Raw genomic sequence first — 20,070 nt, 5'->3', positions numbered from 1 at the left:
CGACATCAATTTATTCTTTTTTGTAATTCTTCACGGATTTTGTCTGTTTTTCAACAACATTTATTATATCAAGACCCTTTTGTTTTGCATAATCAACAGTATATGCCGTGCCGCCCTCGTGCTTTGTAAGAAAACAAATGCAAGCAGAACTACAATCAACAAGGTGTCTGTTTCTTTTTTGCATACATCCGTTATAGTAATGCGGAGCAAGAACTTTCACCTTATCAGCTCTCAACTTAATATCATTATACACATCAATATCTTCTTGCTTCCAATATTTCGTTTGATTTTCACATGGCAACACTAAAATGAGTTTAACTTCGGGATGAGTTTCTTTTACCGACAAAACAGCCTGTGCAGCAATGGTATCAAACCCCAAAGCACCGCCTGTGCCGAAGTATTTGTAACCTTTAGAAACGAGTAGGGTAACGATAGCCTTAGTCTGTTCAAAGACCGTGTCGAGCGTATATGGGGCAATGTTGCGATGCCCTGTAAAACAACATGTTTGGCTTTTATAATCCATTGAAATCACCGCAGAAAAGCAAAAAGAGCGTAGCCGAAGCTACGCCCAAAAAACACTTGCTTCAAACTTTCTGCGACGAAAATTTCATAGTCTGGAAAACCCAAGCGTATGACAAAGAAGCGTGTGTTTTTATCAAAAGATAAAAAGCCACGCTCGGGTTTTCAAAACTTAAAAATACTATAAAATTTTCGTCGCAAGATGATTATACCATTAAAGGTATCTGCAAGTCAAATGGATTGTTAACAAAACAAATTGCCCTCACTCAGTTATAGAGCGAGAGCAATTATACTTAGTCTTTTCTAAACTCTTTATAGAAAACGCCAGCCATTGGTATTTTATCTATACTAAAGATTGTATGTTGAATTTAAATTACTTTTCAAGGTACTTGATTTATGAAAAGGGGCTATGCTATAATATATTATGATAGATTATATTCGGCAAAAAAGGGTCTGATGCAGCTTGCTGAAAGAAAGTGGAAAACCATATGAATGAGATGACGCAGAAACAACGGTCGGATTGACATCCTTGTCCTTTGCCTATGCGACATTGCGGAGGTTATGAAACCGGGATGGAAGAATTTTGCAATAATGAACATGTATTTCATGTGGGATTGAGTATTCTATCTTTTCCGGTTAAACCTTCTATCTTCTCCGGCGTGTCCGCTGTCGGAGGAAGTAAATAGCGGATAGAATTATTTTGGAGGAATGAAAATGAAGAAGAAACTTCTAAGCCTTCTGCTTGCGTTGTGCCTTGTGATGGCACTTGTTCCGATGACAGCGTTTGCTGAAGGAACTTCAGTAGATAATTGGGACGGCACAGCAGACACAAGTTGGTATACGAGTGCGCCCGATGCTTCGGAATACCATATTTCAACGGCTGAACAGCTGGCTGGCTTGGCACAGCTGGTCAATGACAAAGCTACACCTGTATCATTTGGAGGAAAAACGATTTACTTAGATAATGACCTCGACTTATCCGGCACCCAGTGGACCCCCATTGGAAATGGTGATAACTTTGTCAGACATTTTGCTGGTACCTTTGATGGGCAACATCATAAAATCATGAATCTGTACCATCACTATACTGGGGACGAACTTGTTCGAAATGGACTTTTCGGAGTTGTTTCTGACGGTGGTACATTAAAGAATTTACTTGTTATAGACGCTGATATTGCCTCAAATGATGATTCATTAATTGCCGGCATTTTGGCGGATTGGGTCAATGGCGGCACCGTTGAAAACTGCTACACAAGCGGAAAAATAGAAAACAATGTTGGCAACAAGTTCGTTGGTGGGCTGATTGGTCAATGTACTTGGAGTACACAGGTAAAAGGCTGTGGCTCAGACGCCACGGTTATCAGTACAGAGTCCAATGAAGATGATGTTGATACCGTTGGCGGGCTGATTGGTCAGTGGGAAAACTCTGCGGACAGCTCGTCGATTACCGATTGTTGGTTTGGCGGTTCTGTTTCCTGCAATAATATCTATTCAGCTGTAGGTGGTATTCTCGGTGCAAACTTTGAAAACTTCTCTGGGAACAAGCCTGGTGTAATAATCAAAAATTGCATAGTTGCAACAAAAAACATCACTGGCGCTGAGCCTGGCAATATCACTTGGATTACAGCTGTTGTAAAAACCCATGTTACCGACTGCATTTGGCCGGATACCCCTCCTGATGGTGTAACGCTTAATGAAGAAACATATCCTGATAATAAAGGCAATTACTTTGCCGTTACTAAGCTGGTGGTTGATTGGGATGCAGGTACTGCGGGTGCCGACCCGACCTTTGACCAGTCATCGTGCGGCACTGCTGTCTCCAACTTCACCTCCGCAGATGTCCTTGCTGGCTTGCAAACCAATGCCGGTTCGGGCATTGAATGGGTTGCCGGAATCGGTCATCCAACTTTTGTGTGGGATGACAATAATATCCCCGCTGATTACACAGCTGTCGATGCAGCCATTGCCAAAGCAAATGCACTGAACAAAGACAACTACAAGGACTTCACCGGTGTAGAAGCCGCCGTCAGTGCTGTTGTCCGTGGTAAAAATATTACGGAGCAATCCGAAGTTGATGCAATGGCAAAGGCTATTGAAGATGCCATTGCTGCCCTGCAATACAAGGATGCTGATTACACAAAGAAGGATGCTGATTACACAAAGGTTGATGCAGCCATTGCCAAGGCAAATGCACTGAACAAGGACAACTACAAGGACTTCACCGCCGTGGAAGCCGCTGTGAATGCTGTGACCCGTGGTAAGAACCTTACGGAGCAGACCGAAGTGGATGCAATGGCGAAGGCTATTGAAGATGCCATTGCTGCCCTGCAATACAAAGATGCTGATTACACTAAGGTTGATGAAGCCATTGCAAAAGCAAATGCCTTGAACAAGAAGGATTACAAGGATTTCTCCGGTGTGGACGCTGCTGTCAATGCTGTTGTCCGTGGTAAAAATATTACGGAGCAATCCGAAGTTGATGCAATGGCGAAGGCTATTGAAGATGCCATTGCTGCTCTTGAGAAAAAACCTACCAGTACTAAACTGGGAACATCCGACAAGAGTCCGCTGACTGGAAATACAAGCAACCTTGCACTGTGGATTTCCCTGATGTTTGCCAGCGGCGGCGCAGCCCTTGCTACAACGATTGTCAGCAGAAAGAAAAAGTACAACAGATAATTGAATAGCGTTCCCTTGTTCCATCTTCCGAGCAAGGCAAAAGCGTCGTAGCAATACGGCGCTTTTTTATGCTGTACAAAAAGAAAAAAGAGCTGATTTTTCAGCTCTTTTTTTGTGGCAGATTATATCAACCTGTCAAGTCACGGTAGTATTTGCTTCGCATAGAAATTCATATGAGAAATATAAAAGCTCATTATTCAATCGAATTCAAGCTGAACGCAGTCTTATATATTCTTTCTGCTATATACATTCATTGATAACATCTGATATATCGTCATTTATACAGATGGATTTATGCCGTATTTCGGGCGGGCAAACCGCCTGACCGTTATTGACACAAGCATAGGTGGCGTTGGGATTTTTTGCCGTCATCTGCCAAAACGGATATTTGATGATAACCGGCGTGTTGTAGCCGACTCCTAATTCAAGAAAGAGGATTTTTTCGTTTGCTCGGGTGCGGAGAAAGTTTTCATATCGTTCTGACGCAAGATGCCAACCCTCGTCCTCAACAAATTTGTCATCGCTTCGCAAATTCATTGTAAGCGGCTTTCCGCAATGCGGACAGACGGGCACAAGTTCGGTCGGAATTTTCATATCCTTTTGCCTGTTGAGCATTTCAAGAACAACAGCCTCATTGTCAAAAGTTTCTTGACAGCACGGCTCACTGCACTGAAACAGACCGTAATCGCCCTGCGTGTAGAAAAGTCGCTTTTTGTCAAAGCCTGCCTTTTGAAAGCAATGGTCAACATTTGTTGTGATTACAAAATAGTCTTTGTCCTTAACCGCCTCATACAGTTTGTTGTATAAATCGGAAGGTGCATCCTGATAGCGATTAACAAAAATGTATCTGCTCCAATATGCCCAATACTCCTCGGGGGTTTGATAGGGGTAAAATCCGCCCGAATACATATCCTCAAATCCGTATTTTTGGCGAAAATCGGAAAAGTATTTTTCAAATCTCTCACCGTCATAAGTAAAACCTGCGGCGGTGGAAAGTCCTGCACCCGCGCCGATTACAACAGCGTCTGCCGTGCGGATTTTTTCTTTTAATTTTTTTATATTATCCGAGATATTCTCGGTAAATTTCGTAGTCTGAATTTTTGAAAACATTGAATATCACCTTGATTTTACTGTTTGTAAGTTTTTTGTATTCGCCGACTGTTTCAATTGCGATTTTTGCACCTTTGTCGTTCGGAAAACAGAATTCGCCTGTGGATATACAGCAAAACGCAATGCTGTTTAGCTTGTATTCATCTGCAAGTGCCAAGCAAGAACGGTAGCAAGAACGCAGTAATTCGCAGTCCTTTTTTGTCAATTTGCCTGTAACAATCGGACCTACCGTGTGCAGAATATATTTGCAGGGAAGATTATACGCAGGCGTAATTTTCGCCTTGCCTGTTTCTTCGTTTTGGCCTTGATTTTTCATAATCTCGGCACATTTTAGACGAAGTTGAACGCCCGAAAATGTGTGAATGGCATTGTCTATACAACCGTGATTCGGGCAAAAACAACCGAGCATTTGGCTGTTCGCCGCATTGACTATTGCATCACATTTCAGCGTTGTAATATCGCCCTGCCATAAATAAATGTCAGGTTTAATCGGCTCTAAATCGTTTATACTTGTTATGCCTTTTTGAGCGATTTCCTCTTGCAAATATTCATCCTGCACCCTTAGAAAATCATCACATATCGGCAACGGCATACGAACATTAAATAACGCTCGAAGTAACTTTTTCTGTTCGGTTTCGTCTTTCGGAACAGATATATCTGCATATTCGGGTTGCTCGTTTAACAATTCTGTTATTAAATATTGTCTTTTTTCTGCTTGGGTCATAATTTTTCAACCGCCTTTACGGGACAAATAGTAAAGCAATTCCCACAATGCAGGCAACTGCTTTGAATAATTTTTGCGTATCCGTTTGCAAAATCAATACATCCTTGCGGACAGACTTCCAAACATTTCTTGCAACTGATACACTTATCTGTTATACAATAGCCGTCAATTGTTTTTATACCTTTTCCAAATGAGAAAGAAGCTCTCTCAATAGGCTTTTTTGAAAGGTCAAACCATTCTCCGCAACCGTCATAAATTCTAAACACGGTAAGAGCCGTGCGTGACTCTTTTGTGGGATAGATTTCGCTCATATAGCTGTTTTTCTCAAACAACCTATTAAGATAATCACTTCCGACTTCCTCAACCTTTCCTCTGACAGAAATTGCAACGCAAGAAAGTGTGTCCGTGCCTTTTGTACCTGTTAAAGAGACATATCCGCCACGCTTTAATCGAGCATAAAAATTCTTGCCCCTTGCGGTAAGAAAGTACAGTCCGTTTTCGTCATAGTCCATAATGTCTATGGCGCATGTTACGGGCAAGCCGTTCTCATCCACAGTTGCCATAACGGTTGAATGTATTTCTTCCGTAAGATATTTAAGATAATTCATTGTTCCCTCCGTGCAAGGCAGAAAGCCACGCAAGAAAGGGCTTGCGTGGCTCTTGCCACATTAAAACTTGCCGTTTTGATTTTGCCAAGCTGATTTTTCGGCAATCGTTTCCATTACATCCCAATGTTCTGCAATTTTGCCGTTTTCAACTCTCCACAAATCATAATAAGATGTAGGTGCTCCGCCAAAAGTTCCCTCGCTGACTGCAAGCACATAATTGCCCTGTGCAAGCACCTGATGAACAGTAGTATAAATCATCTGAATGCCCTGCTTGCCGAGTGCTTCAAGTGCTGCACCAAGTCCTGAAAGTCCGTCTGCAATGCCTGTGTTGTGCTGAATGTAAGTGTCACCGTCAAAGTAATCGGGTGTCTTTTCAGGACGGTTGCCCTGCATTACATCATAAAGGAAATTCTTTACAAGCTCACGGTTTGCCTCTGTTTTATCAAGATCTTTAATTTCTTTTGTACCGTCTGTTTGTGTGTGACCTGATGGGTTAGGCTCTGCCTTGTTTGCAAGGTTGTCCCAGTGTTCTGCAATTTTGCCGTTTTCGTCGAAGCGGAAAATGTCAAATGCAACCTGCTCGCCCGCACCTGCAAAGTTGTAGACCGTCTGCAAGAACACCTTGTTGCCGTCCTCGAAAGCACGAATGTTGTTTACGGTTGTTTTTACGGGAGCAGAAGCAAGGTAAGAAACCGAGCCTACAAAAGCATCTCTGCCTGTGCCGTATGCAAGATTGTGCTGAATGTATCCCTCTGCAAGAAGTGCGGAAGCTTTTTCTGTGTCGCCTGTTGAAAATGTGTTAATAAGTGCAAGAGCTTTTTCTGTATTTGTCATTGTAATTACCTCTTTCTTGTCGTTTGATTTATTGCTAAAAATCTTTCTAAAAATATTCATTTCGGATTTCTCCTTGTCTGTGCTTTGAGTTACGAATCGGCCGTTCTCCGTAGCTCTTGACTTCATTATATCTGTGTCAGTATCAGTTGTAAAGTAAGCACAATATTGTGCCGTAGTTACCAAAAAGATACTATTGGGCAGTTACCAAATAGAAACTAATGCGTAAACACAAGGGCTTTCGGAGTTTTTCTGATTTGAAAAAATTTTTTCACTTGACGAAAATAATTTCTGTATGGTATATTAAATCTGTAAGTAACCAAAAGATACTATTGCGGAGGCAGCATATGAACGAGAAAACAAAAGAACTTCCGGCTTGCCCTGTGGAAACCACGCTGACCTTAATTGGCGACAAATGGAAAGTTCTGATATTAAGAGATTTAATGCCCGGCACAAAGCGTTTCGGCGAGTTGAAAAAATCCATCGGCACGGTATCGCAAAAGGTGTTGACCGCACAGCTTCGTGATATGGAAGCAAACGGACTTGTGCACAGAGAGGTATATGCCGAGGTTCCGCCGAGAGTGGAATATTCCCTGACGGAATTGGGTCAAAGCCTCAAGCCGATACTTGACGCTATGTGGAACTGGGGCGAGGACTACAAAAACAGCGTAACAGAGAAATAAAATTTTTGTGCGACAACAAGATTACAATAGGAATTTGTAATTCTCGGATAATTTGAATAATCCGTGCTAAACGGCATATACAAAATCGTTTGAGTTGCGGTTTCGGGGAAAAAGTAAATTAAAATGAATAGGAGGACTTGGGCACTTTGTGCCTCAAGTCCTCTTTTTGATATTGATGTATAATGGTATTAAACTTGTTTTTGAAAAATCTCTCAAAAGCTCTCGCAAGATTTTAAGGTAAAGAAAAAACAGACACCCGTGCAGATGTCTGTTTTCTCTTGGCAGATTATATCAACCTGTCAAGTCACGGTAGTATTTGCTTCGCAAATCTCCACCTTAAAGACTTGACAGAACGATGTTACGGGTTTATTTGCATTATAAACCCGTAATAAGTATTCTTCGAATCCTTATCTTCTTCTATCGAAGAAAAAAACAGACACCCGTGCGGATGTCTGTTTTCTCTTGGCAGAGGTATAAGGATTCGAACCTTAAATGACGGAGTCAGAGTCCGGAGTGTTACCGTTACACTATACCTCTATATTCGCTTTTGCTAAATTATTATAACACAGATTTTTGAAAATGCAAGTGTTTTTTGAAGGAAATTTTGCTGTTTTTTAATTTGAAATAAGATTTTGCACGATTTGTGTTTCAAATCAAATTAATCTTGACAGTTTGCACCGCTGTGATGTATTATAAAATCAACAATAAAATCGGTTGCAGCCGATAAAAAGAGAGAAACCTGTTACCATTCCGAACACAGAAGTAAAGCTCTTGCAAATACAGCCTTTTGCGGTTATTTGCAGGGCATTTTTTGTTTAAGGAGGAGAAATGAAAGAGAACATCAAATATATGCTTGAAAATTGGTTCAAGTGGGATAAAAAGAGCCTGTTTTACTTTTTTGTAAGAGTGCCGGCACTTGTTTTTCAGCCGATTGTAACCGCATACATACCAAAAGCGATGATTGACTGCATCACAAAAGGCGTAACTACCGAGCGGCTTATTGCCGTTATCGGTGGACTGAGCCTGCTGCTGACGCTGACCATTTGGCTTGACCCGTTTATGAACGAACTTATACTCGGCGGTGCGAGAATTGTGCGTATGCGATACGCCGTTGCCGCTTTTGAAAAGAATTTACGCACCGACTATGTTAACATAGAAAATCTTGAAATGCGTGAAAAACAAAAGCGTGCCGAAGTTTTTTACAACGGCAGATGGTCGGGCGGAGCGAATTTTATTGCAAGGCTCAACCAATTTTTTGTTGCGGTTGTGGGCGTAATCGCTTCAAGCGTGCTGATTTACAAAATCAATATTTTTATGATTTTGCTCATCATCGCCACCTGCGGTGCACAATTTTGTATACAAAGAGCACTTACAAAAAAGCAACACGAGAACCTAAACAAGCGTTCAAGCCCGAAAACAAAATTTGATTATTTTTACAAGCTGAGCAAAGACGGAACGGCGGCTAAAGATATTGAACTGTACAAATTGGGCGACTTCTTTGTAAAAGCACTTGCCGACTCGCTTTGCAAAATTGAAAAAATCTATGCAAAATACACCCACACCTGCGTGGCATTTGACGGTATTACCGCCCTGCTGAACGCCGTGCGTGAAGCGATTGCATACATCTACCTTGCATATTTGACAACAAAAGGCGAACTCGGAGTGTCCGATTTTATTTTCTATTTCGGCATTATCACAGGCTTTTCAAGCTGGGTGCTCAGCCTTGGATATTCCGTTAATCAAATCGAAAGGGATTGTAACGAATGCAAGACATACAGAGAGTACATTGAATCCGAGGACAAAGCCGAACAGGGCGACAAATTAACCGAAAAATCGGTTGACGGGATTGAATTTGAAAATGTGTCGTTTAAATATCCGTCGGCAAATGAACCGACGCTGAAAAACATCAACCTTAAATTCAAAAACGGTGAAAAGGTTGCCGTTGTAGGAGAAAACGGAGCAGGCAAAACCACACTCATCAAACTTCTGTGCGGACTTTATTCGCCGACCGACGGCAAAATTTTGCTAAACGGAAAAGACACAGCCGAAATAACAAAAACAAGCTATTTTGATATGTTTTCCGCAATTTTTCAGGACTATTATTTTTTGCCGATGACAATTAAGCAAAACATTACGGCAAGCATTGAATGTAACGAAGAAAAATTTGCCCTTGCACTGAAGCAAGCCGATATGTACGACAAAGTGTATTCCCTGCCGAACGGAGCAGACACGCTTATGGACAGGAATGTATACAAGGACGCTGTTGATTTTTCGGGCGGTGAAAAGCAAAAACTGCTCCTTGCAAAAGCGATATACAAAGACGCACCGATATTAATCCTTGACGAGCCGACGGCGGCACTTGACCCGATTGCCGAAAACGAACTGTACCTAAAATACAGCGAACTGACAAACGGCAAACTTTCGTTTTTTATATCTCACAGGCTCTCTTCAACTCGCTTTTGCGACAGAATTTTGTTTGTATCAAACGGTGAGATAACCGAGGAAGGCACGCACGATGAGTTGATGGCAAAAAAAGGTGCGTACTACAAAATGTTCCAAATTCAGAGCTACTATTACAGAGAACAGGGGGTGGCTGTGAATGAGTAACATCAAGATGATATTCAAAATGTACCGTGAAATAGGAAACCTTGACAGAGGAATAGTGCCTGTTGATTTTTTCTGTGCGGTTATAACGGGTGCAAAGCCGTTTGTAAACATATGGTTTACCGCTAAAATCATAGGAATTATGACCGCCGGTGCGGACTTTAAAGGCATTTTGGGCTACATTTTAACCGCCGTTGCACTCAATTTTATACTTGATTATGCAGGAGGTTTTTTGTCCGATTTATACGATGTAAAAGCCGATTTGCTTTTCGGCAGAGAAAACTTCAAAATGGCAGAAAAAATCTTTGGAATCGATTACGAAAAACTTGAGGACAACGAATTCAGAAAAACCCTACACAAACACGAGGAAGCCGGAGCAAGCAGGTGGGCAAGATTTTCGTACTTTATGTGGACAAGTCAAGTGTTTGTAAAAGGCGTGTTTACGGTTATCGTGTCGGTAATAATGATAATGCCGCTTTTAAAAATCGGATTTACCAAAACGGGCAACTCGTTTTTTGAAAGGCCTATATTTTTGATTTTGCTTATAACCACCCTTGTGGTTATGGCTGTGGTTATGGCACTGATTGCGGTTAAAATGAACAAATCGTACCTTGCCGCAAACGAAGCCTACGCAACCCTTGACAGGCTGTTTTATTCGCTCATTGACATATTCGACGATTACAAAACAGGCAAAGAAATACGAATATACAAAGAGCAAAATCTTATAAACAAAATTGCAACCGAAAAAATACTCACCGACGGTGAGAAAACGCTGAAGCAAATCTCTATGCGTACGGCAAAAACAAGTTCTATTGTTGCCGTTATGGGGGCGTTGGTTGCGTTTGGGGTGTATGTTTTTATCGGTGTAAAAGGCAACTTCGGGCTGTTTGACATAGGCTCGCTCGTTATGTACTGCGGTGCTTTTATGCAAATAGTGAACGGCGTTATGCTGATTGCAAACACGCTCGGCAAACTTGCCGAAATTCTGCCGCTTGCACGGGTTTACTTTGAGATTATCGAGTGCACCGACGGCAAGGCATACGGCACGAAAGAACTTGACGGCACGAATTTTGACATTGAATTCAAAAATGTATCGTTTAAATATCCCGGCACGAACAAATATGCACTTGAAAATGTAAGCATAAAAATCGAAAACGGCGAACACCTTGCCGTTGTCGGCAGAAACGGAAGCGGCAAAACCACCTTTATCAAGCTAATGTGCCGACTTTACGATGTTACAAGCGGTGAGATACTTATTAATGGTATCAATATTAAGGAATACTCAAAAGACAGTGTTGCAAAGCTTTATTCGGTTGTTTTTCAGGATTTCAAGATGTTTTCGATTCCGCTCAGGGACAATGTTTGCACATCAAACGAATACGACAGAGAAAGGCTTTTTGCCTGCCTTGAAAACGCAAACATAAAAGACCGAGTTGAGGCAATGCCGCAAAAAGAAAACACCTGCATTTACAAGGACACGAACAAGGCGGGTGTGGAAATATCGGGAGGCGAAGCACAAAAACTTGCCCTCGCAAGAGCGTTGTACAAGGACTCCCCCGTTGTTATCCTTGACGAGCCGACGGCGGCACTCGACCCGATTGCCGAAAACGAAGTGTACACAAGATTTAATTCGTTTGTTGAAAACAAAACGGCAATTTACATTTCGCACAGGCTTTCAAGCTGTGTATTTTGCAGCAGAATTGCCGTGTTTGACAATGCCCGACTTGTGCAAACGGGCACACACTCGCAACTCCTGAACGAAAGCGGCAAATACGCCGAATTGTGGAACGCACAGGCAAAATATTATATAAACTGATAAACTAATGAAGCGACCCGGATATATTCAGGTCGCTTCTTCCATTAATTAAACTTTAGTGTAACAATACATTCGTGATTAACATCGGCGGCAAATTTGAACCTGATTTTTGTAGGATTGCCTTTTTGAACAACCTTTATTTCACAGGCATTATTTGTAGCCTTTTTAAGTTCGTCACCGTATTTCAAAGGGTCAAAATCTTTTTCTTTGCACGGTTCATTAACCGTTATTTTCTTGGCAGAAAGCAAAATATACAAATCACGGCACGGATAAAAAACTTCCTTGCTGTTTACGGTGTAGCTGCCGTCAAAATAATAAGGCGAACCCTCTCTAAACCCAAAATAAACAATGCCATAATCACCGAACGCATCGTAGGAACAATTTATGTTGAGCACTTTAAAATTGTCGGACGAGCCGACAACAGAATTGCCGCACGAGGTTACGGTTGAAGGAATTGTGATTTTTGTAAGGCTTTCGCAAAGGAAGGCTTTTTGACCGATTGTTTGCAAACCCTCGGGCAAATCAGCCTCTTTAAGCATACTGTCGGTAAACGCTTCTTTACCTATTGTTTTAACACTGTTCGGAATTTTTACATCGGTTATTTTGCTTTTGTAAAACGCATAATCGCCTATTTCACAAACACTGTCGGGGATAACTGCCTTTGTGCTGTCGTTAAAATAACAAAGCAATATTGTTTTGTCTTTATTGTACAAAACATTGTCCTCAATTGTATAGTACGGACTTTCGGACTCAAAATTGAGTTTTGCGGAATTTTCGTTTAATTTTCTGAAAAACGAAGTTTCAAACTTAACATATTTGCCCTCGTACTTTACGGGAACGGTAAGGATTTTGCCTGAATCGAAATTATCGGCAATACCGCTTATGTAATATCCGTCATCTTGCACACAGCCTACAAAAGACGAACCGTCAGCCGAACCGTTTTGAGCGTTATTCAAAGTTGTTGATTTGTCAACAGCTGTCACCTTGTTGATATCTAAAGCGTTATTTGAATTTTTCTGCACGGCAAAAATTACACCGCAGTAAGCGGCAATTAAAACCGCCGCAACAACGAGAGCGGCAAGAACGGAATTGATTTTTTTACTCATAACGCACCTCTGTTTAACCGAAATTATCAAAAAGTTTAATAAGTCCGACGGATATTGTTATCCAAATGCCGAAATTAACGATATTAAAAGCTGTCATCATTCCGCTGAAAACGGACAAATCAAAATGCCTGCCGAGTTTTTGCTTGATTTTGAAATTACTGTTTTCCATAGGGCAAAAAATGATTGCCAAAACCGCCTCGGTTATATTGACAAAAGGAAAGAAGCCTGTCATAACCGTAGTGCCTGCCGTTGAATTTACATCATCGAACAAACCCGTACCGCCAAGCAAAAGCAAGCCTGCATAGCCCATCAAAGTTGAACAGGCAAGCGAAGCAAGCAAAATAATCAATTTAAAAATAAATCTTTTTTCGTTTGTACTTTTTTTCATAATTACTCCCGATGTTCAAGAGGTTTATATCATTTTAATTTTAAAATAACATATATTTATACTTATTGCAACACATTCAGCAAGTATGATATAATAAGTATATATTAAGGGGTTGGTATTATGAAAAATTGGTACAAGGGCGACACGCATTTGCACACAACAAATTCCGACGGTAATATGACGCCCGAAAAGCTGATTTCGGAATGTAAAAAAATCGGCCTTGATTATATGATAATAACAGACCACAACTACAACACGATTAAGAAAAACCGATTTGACGGCGATATGCTGATTATTCAAGGTCAGGAGCTTACAGACGAACCGGGGCATGTTAATGTTTGGGGTGCAAAAGTTCCGCACGACCCGCCGCACAAACTTGACACCGTTGAAGATTACAAAAAACTGATTGACGCAAGCCGAGAAGCCGGAGCAACAATTTCGCTCAATCACCCGTTTTGTTCAAACTGTCCGTTTTTGCTTGACAAGGACGAATTTACATTTGACACGGTTGAAGTTTGGAACACCGTTCAGCACTCCGACAACCTGAAAAATATGGAGTGGTGGCACGAACAATTGCTCAAAGGCAACAAAATTATGGCTGTGGGCGGCTCGGACCATCACAGATATTACGGCCCTGTGTCGTTTCTTGCCGTGCCGACAACCTATGTTTTGGCAGAAGAAAAGACTGCCGACTCAATCCTAAAAGCCATCCGTGAGGGCAGGAGCGTTGTTACAAACTCGCCTAAATCGAGTATGATTTACTTAACCGTAGGTTCGGCTCAGGTGGGCGACACGGCAAAACTATCCGAAAACGACACGGCGGAAATAACGATTACAAAATTCAAAAAAGGGCACAAACTCGTGGTTTACAACAACGACAAAGTGATTTTTGCCCACACGGCGGAAAAGAATTTTAAAACCTGGTCGGCACAGTTTAAAATCAAAGAGGCGGGCTTTATCCGTGCCGAAATAGATTACAACCTCGGTCCGGTATCAACAAGGGTTGTGGCATTTGCGGAGAGAACCTTCCTCGGCAACAGAGGAGTTAAAAAAACAAACAAAACAATGCCGGAAATGTTTTGGGCATTTACAAATCCGATTTGGATAGAATGACAAATTTTCATTGAATTTTTTGGCATTTCTGCTATAATATTTGTGACATTTTATGCTCGGAGCAAAACTATGACAAAAAGTGATTTTGAAAAAATTGAACAAATAACCGTTGACGAGATGAAAACGCTTGACGACAACGACTATACGGTTATCGACATCCGTGACGAAATTGCATTTACCTACGGCACGATTAACGGAGCGGTGAACATTCCGCAGGCTAAGCTTGAAGAAAGTCTTGACACTCTGCCTAAGGACAAGCTTCTCATCATCTGTTGCAAAAGCGGCATTATCAGCGACCCGATTGCCGAAAATTTAAGGCAGCACGGCTATCTTGCCGCAAACCTCAAAGACGGATACTACGGCTATATGCTGTCGGAACTCAAGGTGAATTCAAACAGGGCAAAGGATATTGAGCGAAGCATAAACAAAAAGTTCCACAAAGAGATTTGGAGCAGATTTACTGCGGCACTCAACGATTACAACCTTGTTGAAGAGGGTGACAAAATCGCCGTTTGCATTTCGGGCGGCAAAGATTCAATGCTTATGGCAAAGCTTTTTCAGGAACTTAAAAGGCACAACAAATTTCCGTTTGAAGTTATTTTTCTTGTTATGGACCCGGGCTACAGCCCCGAAAACAGAGAGATTATAGAGAAAAACGCAAAACTTCTCAACATTCCGATTACCGTGTTTGAATCGAATATTTTTGAATCGGTTTTGCATATTGAAAAATCGCCTTGCTACCTTTGTGCAAGAATGAGGAGAGGTCACCTCTACAACAAGGCAAAGGAGCTCGGCTGCAACAAAATCGCACTCGGTCATCATTACGATGATGTTATCGAAACCGTGCTTATGGGTATGCTTTACGGCGGTCAGGTGCAAACAATGATGCCAAAACTTCATTCAACAAACTTTGAGGGAATGGAACTTATCCGCCCGATGTATCTCATCCGTGAGGACGACATCAAGCGTTGGCGTGACTACAACGATTTGCATTTTATCCAGTGTGCGTGCAAATTTACCGACACCTGCACCTCGTGCAATCCGGACAACGCTTCAAAGCGTCAGGAAATCAAAAATATGATAAGAGAGATGAAAAAAGTCAACCCGCAGGTTGAAAGCAACATCTTCCGCAGTGTTGAAAATGTAAATATCGACACCGTAATTGCATACAAAAAGGACGGCGTAAAGCACAACTTCCTTGAAAACTACAATAAATAAAACTCGGCTAACCAAAACAACCGCACTTGTCAAATTCGGCAGGTGCGGTTTTGATTTAAAAATTCACTCAAACTAAAACGATTGATTTTTGAGTGCTTCGCCGAGAGGCGTTTTTTTGATTTTAAGAAGCATAAGGCACGCAACAACGGCATAGCTGACAATGCCCAAAACCACCATTGTTACATAACAGCTGTTTGAAATAATATACGGAATGTAGCCCGTCATCTGCGTGTAAAGATAGGACTTGAAGCACCAACGCAGAGCAAGAGATATGAGCGGAACGGATATAAGAAGCGACGCAAGCACAACAAGCGAAGTTATGATTATATACAGTTTGCCTATTTCAATATCCGAAAAGCCTAAAATCTTTGCCATAGAAACCGACTTGCTGTTTTTCTCGATAATCTGCTTTGTGAGTATAAACATAACAAGCAAGAAAATTACAACGCCCAGTGCCTTAAACACCTTTACAAATTCCGTCATTGAAACCTGCATTTGAGTAACCACCTTGGTCAAGTCCTTTTCGGTAATCACGGTGGCAACATCGGCATCGTCCAAATCATTTAATTTTTTGTTGCTGAAATATCCGTTAAAATAATTTGAATCTTCGTTAAACTGTCTGACATAATCTGTTCTGTTCATAAAAACGGTAATTGCGGCATCATAATTATAAACTCCGCCGACTTTGAACGAATAGGTTTTTTCTTTATACGCTTCTTTAAGTGTTACATCGTCACCGATTGAAAGGTTGAATTTGTCTGCCATAGCGCTTGAAACAAGCACTTCACCGGCAGGAATATTCTCGGTGATGTATTTGCTTTGATTTTCAACTCCGTAAATCGTTACATCATCGGTTATAAACTTTTTGTCGGTTGTTTGAAGCGAAGTCATACAGAATTTTTCTGCGTCCGATATTTCGGTTTCAGCCTCGTTAATCATAACATACTGATATTTTGAAAGCTGATTTTCCTTAACAATATTTGCATAATCATCGAGCAACGGACCATACATTGAGCCGAACACAACGAGAACTCCGGCAAGGAATACGCCCAAGGCAAGAGTAAGATATGACGGCACATTTTGGAAGAAAATACGAAGCCTGAACTTTGAGAAAAACGGCATTTTCTTTGGAAGTTTTATCAGTCGTTTTTGTCCGCTTTCTTTAAGCTCGCCCCTGATGAAATTCAGCGGACTGATTTTAAGTTTCTTTGTAAGCATAACAAAGTTTACAAGTATCATCAGAATAAACGGCACAACCGTTGTTTCCCAAAACGCATTCATATTCCACAGCATTTTATATGTCGGAAGTGAGTAGTTTGAATAATAAACACTCTCAAATACTTTTTGGAACGCCGTGTAGCCCAAAACATTGCCGACTATACCGCCCACCACGGTTACAACCATCGGCAAAAACATATAGTGACCGATAAGTTCGCCCTTTGAATAACCCATTGCACGGAGCGTACCGATTACATTTGCCTCTTTTAAGATTGTGTTTGAGGTTGTTACCGCAAATAAAAACGCAATCATAACCATAACAATGTAAGTCATCAACATCATAGTTGCCTTATCCGAGGTGCTGTCCTCTCTGGCGTACATAATAGATTTGTTGGTGTATTTTGCACTGTAATCGGTTATATTCAGAATACCGCTGTCGTCTATGCTGAATTTATCCGTAATTTTTTTAAGCGAGGCAAGGTCACGGTAAATCCGACTGCAATCATAAAGTTTGGCGTCGCTTACCGCATCAACGATTTTATAGATTTGGTTGTACATATCATCAAAATCCATATCGTCGCTTGTTTTGTAATCGTCAAGATTGATTTTAGGTGCGGAATCGAGTGAATCCAAATCCCAATCATCGCTGTTTTTATCCGCATCTTCAAGAACCTGCTTCAGATTTTTGTATTGCTTTTCAGTGATGCCGAGCTCCTTTGCCATCTTTGCCGTATCGTTTATGCTTGCATTTCTTATAGCGGCAAAATACTTTGCTTCAAGCTGTTTTTCGGCAACATCAAATTCATCACAAAGGCTGTTTATGTACGGCTTTGCTTTTTTGTAAAGAGAATCAACCTGTGCCTGAATAAGCGGCTCGTCGTATTCTTTGAGTATATTTTCAAGCGACTTCATCAAAAGTTCGCTTTTTGCATTTTCGGTTTCTTCATCTTCAACGGGAACGTTGTACTTCCACGCATAATTGATTGTTTCGTGTGCTGTTTCAATCGTGTTATAACCGCCGTTTGTCATAACCGCAACACCAAAGCCCACGGCGTCAAACATCATATCCCCATTGCTTTTGAACAATGCACTGTAATCGGACAATGCAATCAAGCCCGATACAATATACTTTTTTCCTTTTATTTTGAGGCTGTCGCCCACCGTGATTTTATTATTTTCCGCAAACATTCGGTCAACGGCAATTTCGTTATCCTTTGTCGGCATTTCTCCGCTCATAAGGCACTCTTTGTTGAGTTCATTTCTTACCTTATAAATACGCAGGGTTTTGCTGTTTTTTATTGTTTCCTCCTTATAGTTCAAATCGTACAGTTTGAGGTCGTTTTGACTCTCAATTTTACTTAAAACATCTGCTGACGGTTTTACATTAAAGGCGAGATGTCCGTCCTCAACATTATACTCAACATCTGTTGTTTTGAACTGTGCGGAAACGGAATTGTCCGCAACCATAAAGCCCGATGCCGCACCGATAAAGAAAACTATAAACAAAAATATTGCAACATACTTGCCTGCGTCGGAACGCAAATCACGCTTGAAGCGTTTGTTTAGTGGATTGTGCATTGTTATTCACTCTCCTTACCATTCCAAATCCTTGGCAGACACCTTGTTTTCGTTTATATAATTCTTGCGAATTTCTCCGTCACGGAGAGTAAAAACTCGGTCTGCCATATTTTTGATTGCGTCATTGTGCGTAACCATAATAACCGTGTTGCCGTACTTTTGATTGACATCTTCAAGAAGTTTTAATATTTCCTTTGAGGTATTGTAATCAAGTGCACCCGTCGGTTCATCACAAAGCAAAATATCCGGATTTTTAACAATCGCTCTGCCGATTGAAGTCCTCTGCTGTTGACCGCCCGAAAGCTGTGACGGCAGTTTGTCTGCCTGGTCGATAATACCAAGTGTTGCCATAAGCTCGTCAATATCAAGCGGATTGTCGCTCAAATACGCTCCGAGTTCTATATTTTCCCTTACGGTTAAATTAGGTATCAAATTATACATTTGAAATACATAGCCGAGGTGTTTTCTGCGGTACTGAGTGAGCTGTTTTTCGCTCATAAGGCGTGTTTTTTCGCCGTTTACGGTGATTGTGCCCTCATCTGCCGATTCAATGGCACCGATGATGTTGAGAAGCGTTGATTTGCCCGAGCCCGACGGTCCGAGAAGCACGCACATCTCGCCCTTTTCTATTTCAAGGTCTATGCCTTTGAGCACCTCAATCTTGTTGTCGCCTGCACCGAAATGTTTTTTTATTCCGTTAATTTCAACAAAAGCCATATTGTTCTCCTATGCAGTTAGTCTATGCTAACCTTTAGCGTGTAAATTAAGTTAGCACCTGCTAACTCACATTCATATTAGCACACATATATAACTTTGTCAATTATTTTTAGAGTTGAAATAACAAAAAAATCAATATATAATAAAAACATATTTATTTTAGAGGTGTTCGTATGACATTGCAACAGCTTAAATACCTTGTAACCGTTGCCGAATGCAAAAACATTACTGCGGCTGCCGAAAAACTGTACATATCGCAACCGAGCCTTAGTGCGGCAATTCACAGCCTTGAAAAAGAGATGAATGTTACGGCATTTGTGCGTTCGAACAAAGGGATGACCGTTACCAAAGAGGGCGAGGAACTTCTCTCATTTGCACGCAATCTGCTTGAACAGGCGGACATTATGAAAGAGAGATTTTGTACCGACTCAAACAGAAAGCCTAAATTTTGCGTGTCGTGCCAGCACTACTCGTTTGCCGTAAACGCCTTTGTTGATGTGGTGAACGAATACGACACCGCAGAATACAACTTTACCCTGCGTGAAACCCAGACGGGTGAAATCATAGACGATGTTGCAAACGGCAACAGCGAGCTGGGAATTTTGTATTTGAGCGAAAGCAACGAAGATGTTTTGCACAAGCTGTTTAAGAAAAACGACCTTGTATTTGAAGAGATATTTGAAGCATCACCGCATATTTTCATAAGCAAAAATCATCCGCTTGCGGACAAAACTAACATAAACCTTGAAGAATTGAAGCCTTATCCGTATTTGGTGTACGAACAGGGCGAGCGAAATTCTTTTTACTTCAGCGAGGAGTTTTTGAGCGTACTTGATATGCCCAAAAGCATAGAAGTGCGTGACCGTGCAACGCTGTTTAACCTTGCAATCGGACTGAACGGCTTTACCGTAAGTTCGGGCGTTATTGACAAAGAGCTGAACGGCGAGGACATCATTGCAAAACCGCTCATTATGGATTGCTCAATGCACATCGGCATTGTTAAAAAGAAAAACATTATGTTTTCACGCTACGCAAACGCATATATTGAAGCCCTGCAAAGGCATTTGCCCATAGAATAAAACTATGGCAAACTGCATTTTATATGTATTTCACAAAACGATTTTTGTGTGATAAACTGTACTCATCAACAAACGAAAG

The 20,070-nt window shown here is 41.2% G+C and carries 16 protein-coding genes and 1 tRNA gene; 7 read left to right on the top strand and 10 right to left on the bottom strand.

The features are described 5' to 3' along the window. Positions 1-10 precede the first annotated feature (10 nt). On the bottom strand, positions 11-523 hold the full coding sequence (locus Q0E08_RS01230) for an SLOG family protein (protein WP_294775293.1): 513 nt from the start codon (positions 521-523) through the stop codon (positions 11-13). A gap of 710 nt (positions 524-1,233) precedes the next feature. Between Q0E08_RS01230 and Q0E08_RS01225 the strand changes: the two genes are divergently transcribed. After that, positions 1,234-3,198 (top strand): hypothetical protein, encoded by a 1,965-nt coding sequence (locus Q0E08_RS01225; protein ID WP_294775291.1) that lies wholly within the window; start codon positions 1,234-1,236, stop codon positions 3,196-3,198. 240 nt (positions 3,199-3,438) lie between these two features. On the opposite strand, the gene Q0E08_RS01220 is transcribed toward Q0E08_RS01225, so the two are convergent. From Q0E08_RS01220 to Q0E08_RS01205, 4 genes are read right to left on the bottom strand one after another with little or no spacing between them, the layout of a single operon-like run. Continuing rightward, positions 3,439-4,308: a Sir2 silent information regulator family NAD-dependent deacetylase gene (locus Q0E08_RS01220; protein ID WP_294775288.1), complete on the bottom strand. Its 870-nt coding sequence runs from the start codon at positions 4,306-4,308 to the stop codon at positions 3,439-3,441. Beyond that, positions 4,259-5,032, bottom strand: coding sequence for a protein-ADP-ribose hydrolase (locus tag Q0E08_RS01215; RefSeq protein WP_294775286.1), 774 nt, complete (start codon positions 5,030-5,032; stop codon positions 4,259-4,261). The genes Q0E08_RS01220 and Q0E08_RS01215 overlap by 50 nt, the downstream gene beginning before the upstream one ends. Next, positions 5,029-5,640 (bottom strand): 4Fe-4S binding protein, encoded by a 612-nt coding sequence (locus Q0E08_RS01210; protein ID WP_294775283.1) that lies wholly within the window; start codon positions 5,638-5,640, stop codon positions 5,029-5,031. Before Q0E08_RS01210 ends, Q0E08_RS01215 begins: the two co-directional genes overlap by 4 nt. Positions 5,641-5,700: 60 nt before the next feature. Next, positions 5,701-6,534 carry a nuclear transport factor 2 family protein gene (locus Q0E08_RS01205; protein WP_294775280.1) on the bottom strand — a complete coding sequence of 278 codons (834 nt, stop codon included), beginning with the start codon at positions 6,532-6,534 and terminating at the stop codon, positions 5,701-5,703. 284 nt (positions 6,535-6,818) lie between these two features. Between Q0E08_RS01205 and Q0E08_RS01200 the strand changes: the two genes are divergently transcribed. After that, positions 6,819-7,154, top strand: a complete 336-nt coding sequence (locus tag Q0E08_RS01200) for a helix-turn-helix domain-containing protein (protein ID WP_294775277.1) — start codon at positions 6,819-6,821, stop codon at positions 7,152-7,154. A gap of 463 nt (positions 7,155-7,617) precedes the next feature. Here Q0E08_RS01200 and Q0E08_RS01195 read toward each other — a convergent pair. Beyond that, a tRNA-Gln gene (locus tag Q0E08_RS01195) sits at positions 7,618-7,691 on the bottom strand. Between the two features lie 291 nt (positions 7,692-7,982). On the opposite strand from Q0E08_RS01195, the gene Q0E08_RS01190 reads away from it, so the two are divergent. After that, the gene (locus tag Q0E08_RS01190) at positions 7,983-9,761 is read left to right on the top strand and encodes an ABC transporter ATP-binding protein (protein WP_294775274.1); all 1,779 of its coding nucleotides are present in this window, start codon (positions 7,983-7,985) and stop codon (positions 9,759-9,761) included. After that, positions 9,754-11,574 (top strand): ABC transporter ATP-binding protein, encoded by a 1,821-nt coding sequence (locus Q0E08_RS01185; RefSeq protein ID WP_294775272.1) that lies wholly within the window; start codon positions 9,754-9,756, stop codon positions 11,572-11,574. The genes Q0E08_RS01190 and Q0E08_RS01185 overlap by 8 nt, the downstream gene beginning before the upstream one ends. 44 nt (positions 11,575-11,618) lie before the next feature. Here Q0E08_RS01185 and Q0E08_RS01180 read toward each other — a convergent pair whose 3' ends face one another. Together Q0E08_RS01180 and Q0E08_RS01175 are read right to left on the bottom strand one after the other, a co-directional pair. Continuing rightward, positions 11,619-12,680 (bottom strand): leucine-rich repeat domain-containing protein, encoded by a 1,062-nt coding sequence (locus Q0E08_RS01180; protein WP_294775270.1) that lies wholly within the window; start codon positions 12,678-12,680, stop codon positions 11,619-11,621. Positions 12,681-12,693: 13 nt separating this feature from the next. Then, positions 12,694-13,068 carry a hypothetical protein gene (locus Q0E08_RS01175; protein WP_294775268.1) on the bottom strand — a complete coding sequence of 125 codons (375 nt, stop codon included), beginning with the start codon at positions 13,066-13,068 and terminating at the stop codon, positions 12,694-12,696. A 120-nt stretch (positions 13,069-13,188) separates the two neighbouring features. Between Q0E08_RS01175 and Q0E08_RS01170 the strand changes: the two genes are divergently transcribed. Both Q0E08_RS01170 and Q0E08_RS01165 read left to right on the top strand, forming a co-directional pair. Beyond that, on the top strand, positions 13,189-14,181 hold the full coding sequence (locus Q0E08_RS01170) for a CehA/McbA family metallohydrolase (protein ID WP_294775265.1): 993 nt from the start codon (positions 13,189-13,191) through the stop codon (positions 14,179-14,181). Positions 14,182-14,250: 69 nt separating this feature from the next. After that, positions 14,251-15,399: an ATP-binding protein gene (locus tag Q0E08_RS01165; protein WP_294775263.1), complete on the top strand. Its 1,149-nt coding sequence runs from the start codon at positions 14,251-14,253 to the stop codon at positions 15,397-15,399. A gap of 72 nt (positions 15,400-15,471) precedes the next feature. Here Q0E08_RS01165 and Q0E08_RS01160 read toward each other — a convergent pair whose 3' ends face one another. Both Q0E08_RS01160 and Q0E08_RS01155 read right to left on the bottom strand, forming a co-directional pair. Then, complete coding sequence (locus Q0E08_RS01160; protein WP_294775261.1) at positions 15,472-18,195, bottom strand: FtsX-like permease family protein; 2,724 nt, start codon at positions 18,193-18,195, stop codon at positions 15,472-15,474. A gap of 15 nt (positions 18,196-18,210) precedes the next feature. Continuing rightward, the gene (locus Q0E08_RS01155) at positions 18,211-18,912 is read right to left on the bottom strand and encodes an ABC transporter ATP-binding protein (RefSeq protein WP_294775258.1); all 702 of its coding nucleotides are present in this window, start codon (positions 18,910-18,912) and stop codon (positions 18,211-18,213) included. 173 nt (positions 18,913-19,085) lie between these two features. Between Q0E08_RS01155 and Q0E08_RS01150 the strand changes: the two genes are divergently transcribed. Beyond that, the gene (locus tag Q0E08_RS01150) at positions 19,086-19,991 is read left to right on the top strand and encodes a LysR family transcriptional regulator (protein ID WP_294775255.1); all 906 of its coding nucleotides are present in this window, start codon (positions 19,086-19,088) and stop codon (positions 19,989-19,991) included. Positions 19,992-20,070: the final 79 nt, after the last annotated feature.

This window comes from uncultured Eubacterium sp., from assembly GCF_934561735.1.
Classification (GTDB): Bacteria; Bacillota; Clostridia; order Oscillospirales; family Acutalibacteraceae; genus Eubacterium_R.
This window is presented reverse-complemented; position numbering and strand designations above follow the sequence as displayed.

Bases quoted from the DNA above. Each gene is read 5' to 3' on its own strand.
- Q0E08_RS01165 (WP_294775263.1), top strand. From the start codon at position 14,251: ATGACAAAAAGTGATTTTGAAAAAATTGAACAAATAACCGTTGACGAG.
- Q0E08_RS01185 (WP_294775272.1), top strand. From the start codon at position 9,754: ATGAGTAACATCAAGATGATATTCAAAATGTACCGTGAAATAGGAAAC.
- Q0E08_RS01150 (WP_294775255.1), top strand. From the start codon at position 19,086: ATGACATTGCAACAGCTTAAATACCTTGTAACCGTTGCCGAATGCAAA.
- Q0E08_RS01205 (WP_294775280.1), bottom strand. From the start codon at position 6,534: ATGAATATTTTTAGAAAGATTTTTAGCAATAAATCAAACGACAAGAAA.
- Q0E08_RS01220 (WP_294775288.1), bottom strand. From the start codon at position 4,308: ATGTTTTCAAAAATTCAGACTACGAAATTTACCGAGAATATCTCGGAT.
- Q0E08_RS01175 (WP_294775268.1), bottom strand. From the start codon at position 13,068: ATGAAAAAAAGTACAAACGAAAAAAGATTTATTTTTAAATTGATTATT.
- Q0E08_RS01155 (WP_294775258.1), bottom strand. From the start codon at position 18,912: ATGGCTTTTGTTGAAATTAACGGAATAAAAAAACATTTCGGTGCAGGC.
- Q0E08_RS01210 (WP_294775283.1), bottom strand. From the start codon at position 5,640: ATGAATTATCTTAAATATCTTACGGAAGAAATACATTCAACCGTTATG.
- Q0E08_RS01215 (WP_294775286.1), bottom strand. From the start codon at position 5,032: ATGACCCAAGCAGAAAAAAGACAATATTTAATAACAGAATTGTTAAAC.
- Q0E08_RS01170 (WP_294775265.1), top strand. From the start codon at position 13,189: ATGAAAAATTGGTACAAGGGCGACACGCATTTGCACACAACAAATTCC.
- Q0E08_RS01190 (WP_294775274.1), top strand. From the start codon at position 7,983: ATGAAAGAGAACATCAAATATATGCTTGAAAATTGGTTCAAGTGGGAT.
- Q0E08_RS01225 (WP_294775291.1), top strand. From the start codon at position 1,234: ATGAAGAAGAAACTTCTAAGCCTTCTGCTTGCGTTGTGCCTTGTGATG.
- Q0E08_RS01180 (WP_294775270.1), bottom strand. From the start codon at position 12,680: ATGAGTAAAAAAATCAATTCCGTTCTTGCCGCTCTCGTTGTTGCGGCG.
- Q0E08_RS01200 (WP_294775277.1), top strand. From the start codon at position 6,819: ATGAACGAGAAAACAAAAGAACTTCCGGCTTGCCCTGTGGAAACCACG.
- Q0E08_RS01160 (WP_294775261.1), bottom strand. From the start codon at position 18,195: ATGCACAATCCACTAAACAAACGCTTCAAGCGTGATTTGCGTTCCGAC.
- Q0E08_RS01230 (WP_294775293.1), bottom strand. From the start codon at position 523: ATGGATTATAAAAGCCAAACATGTTGTTTTACAGGGCATCGCAACATT.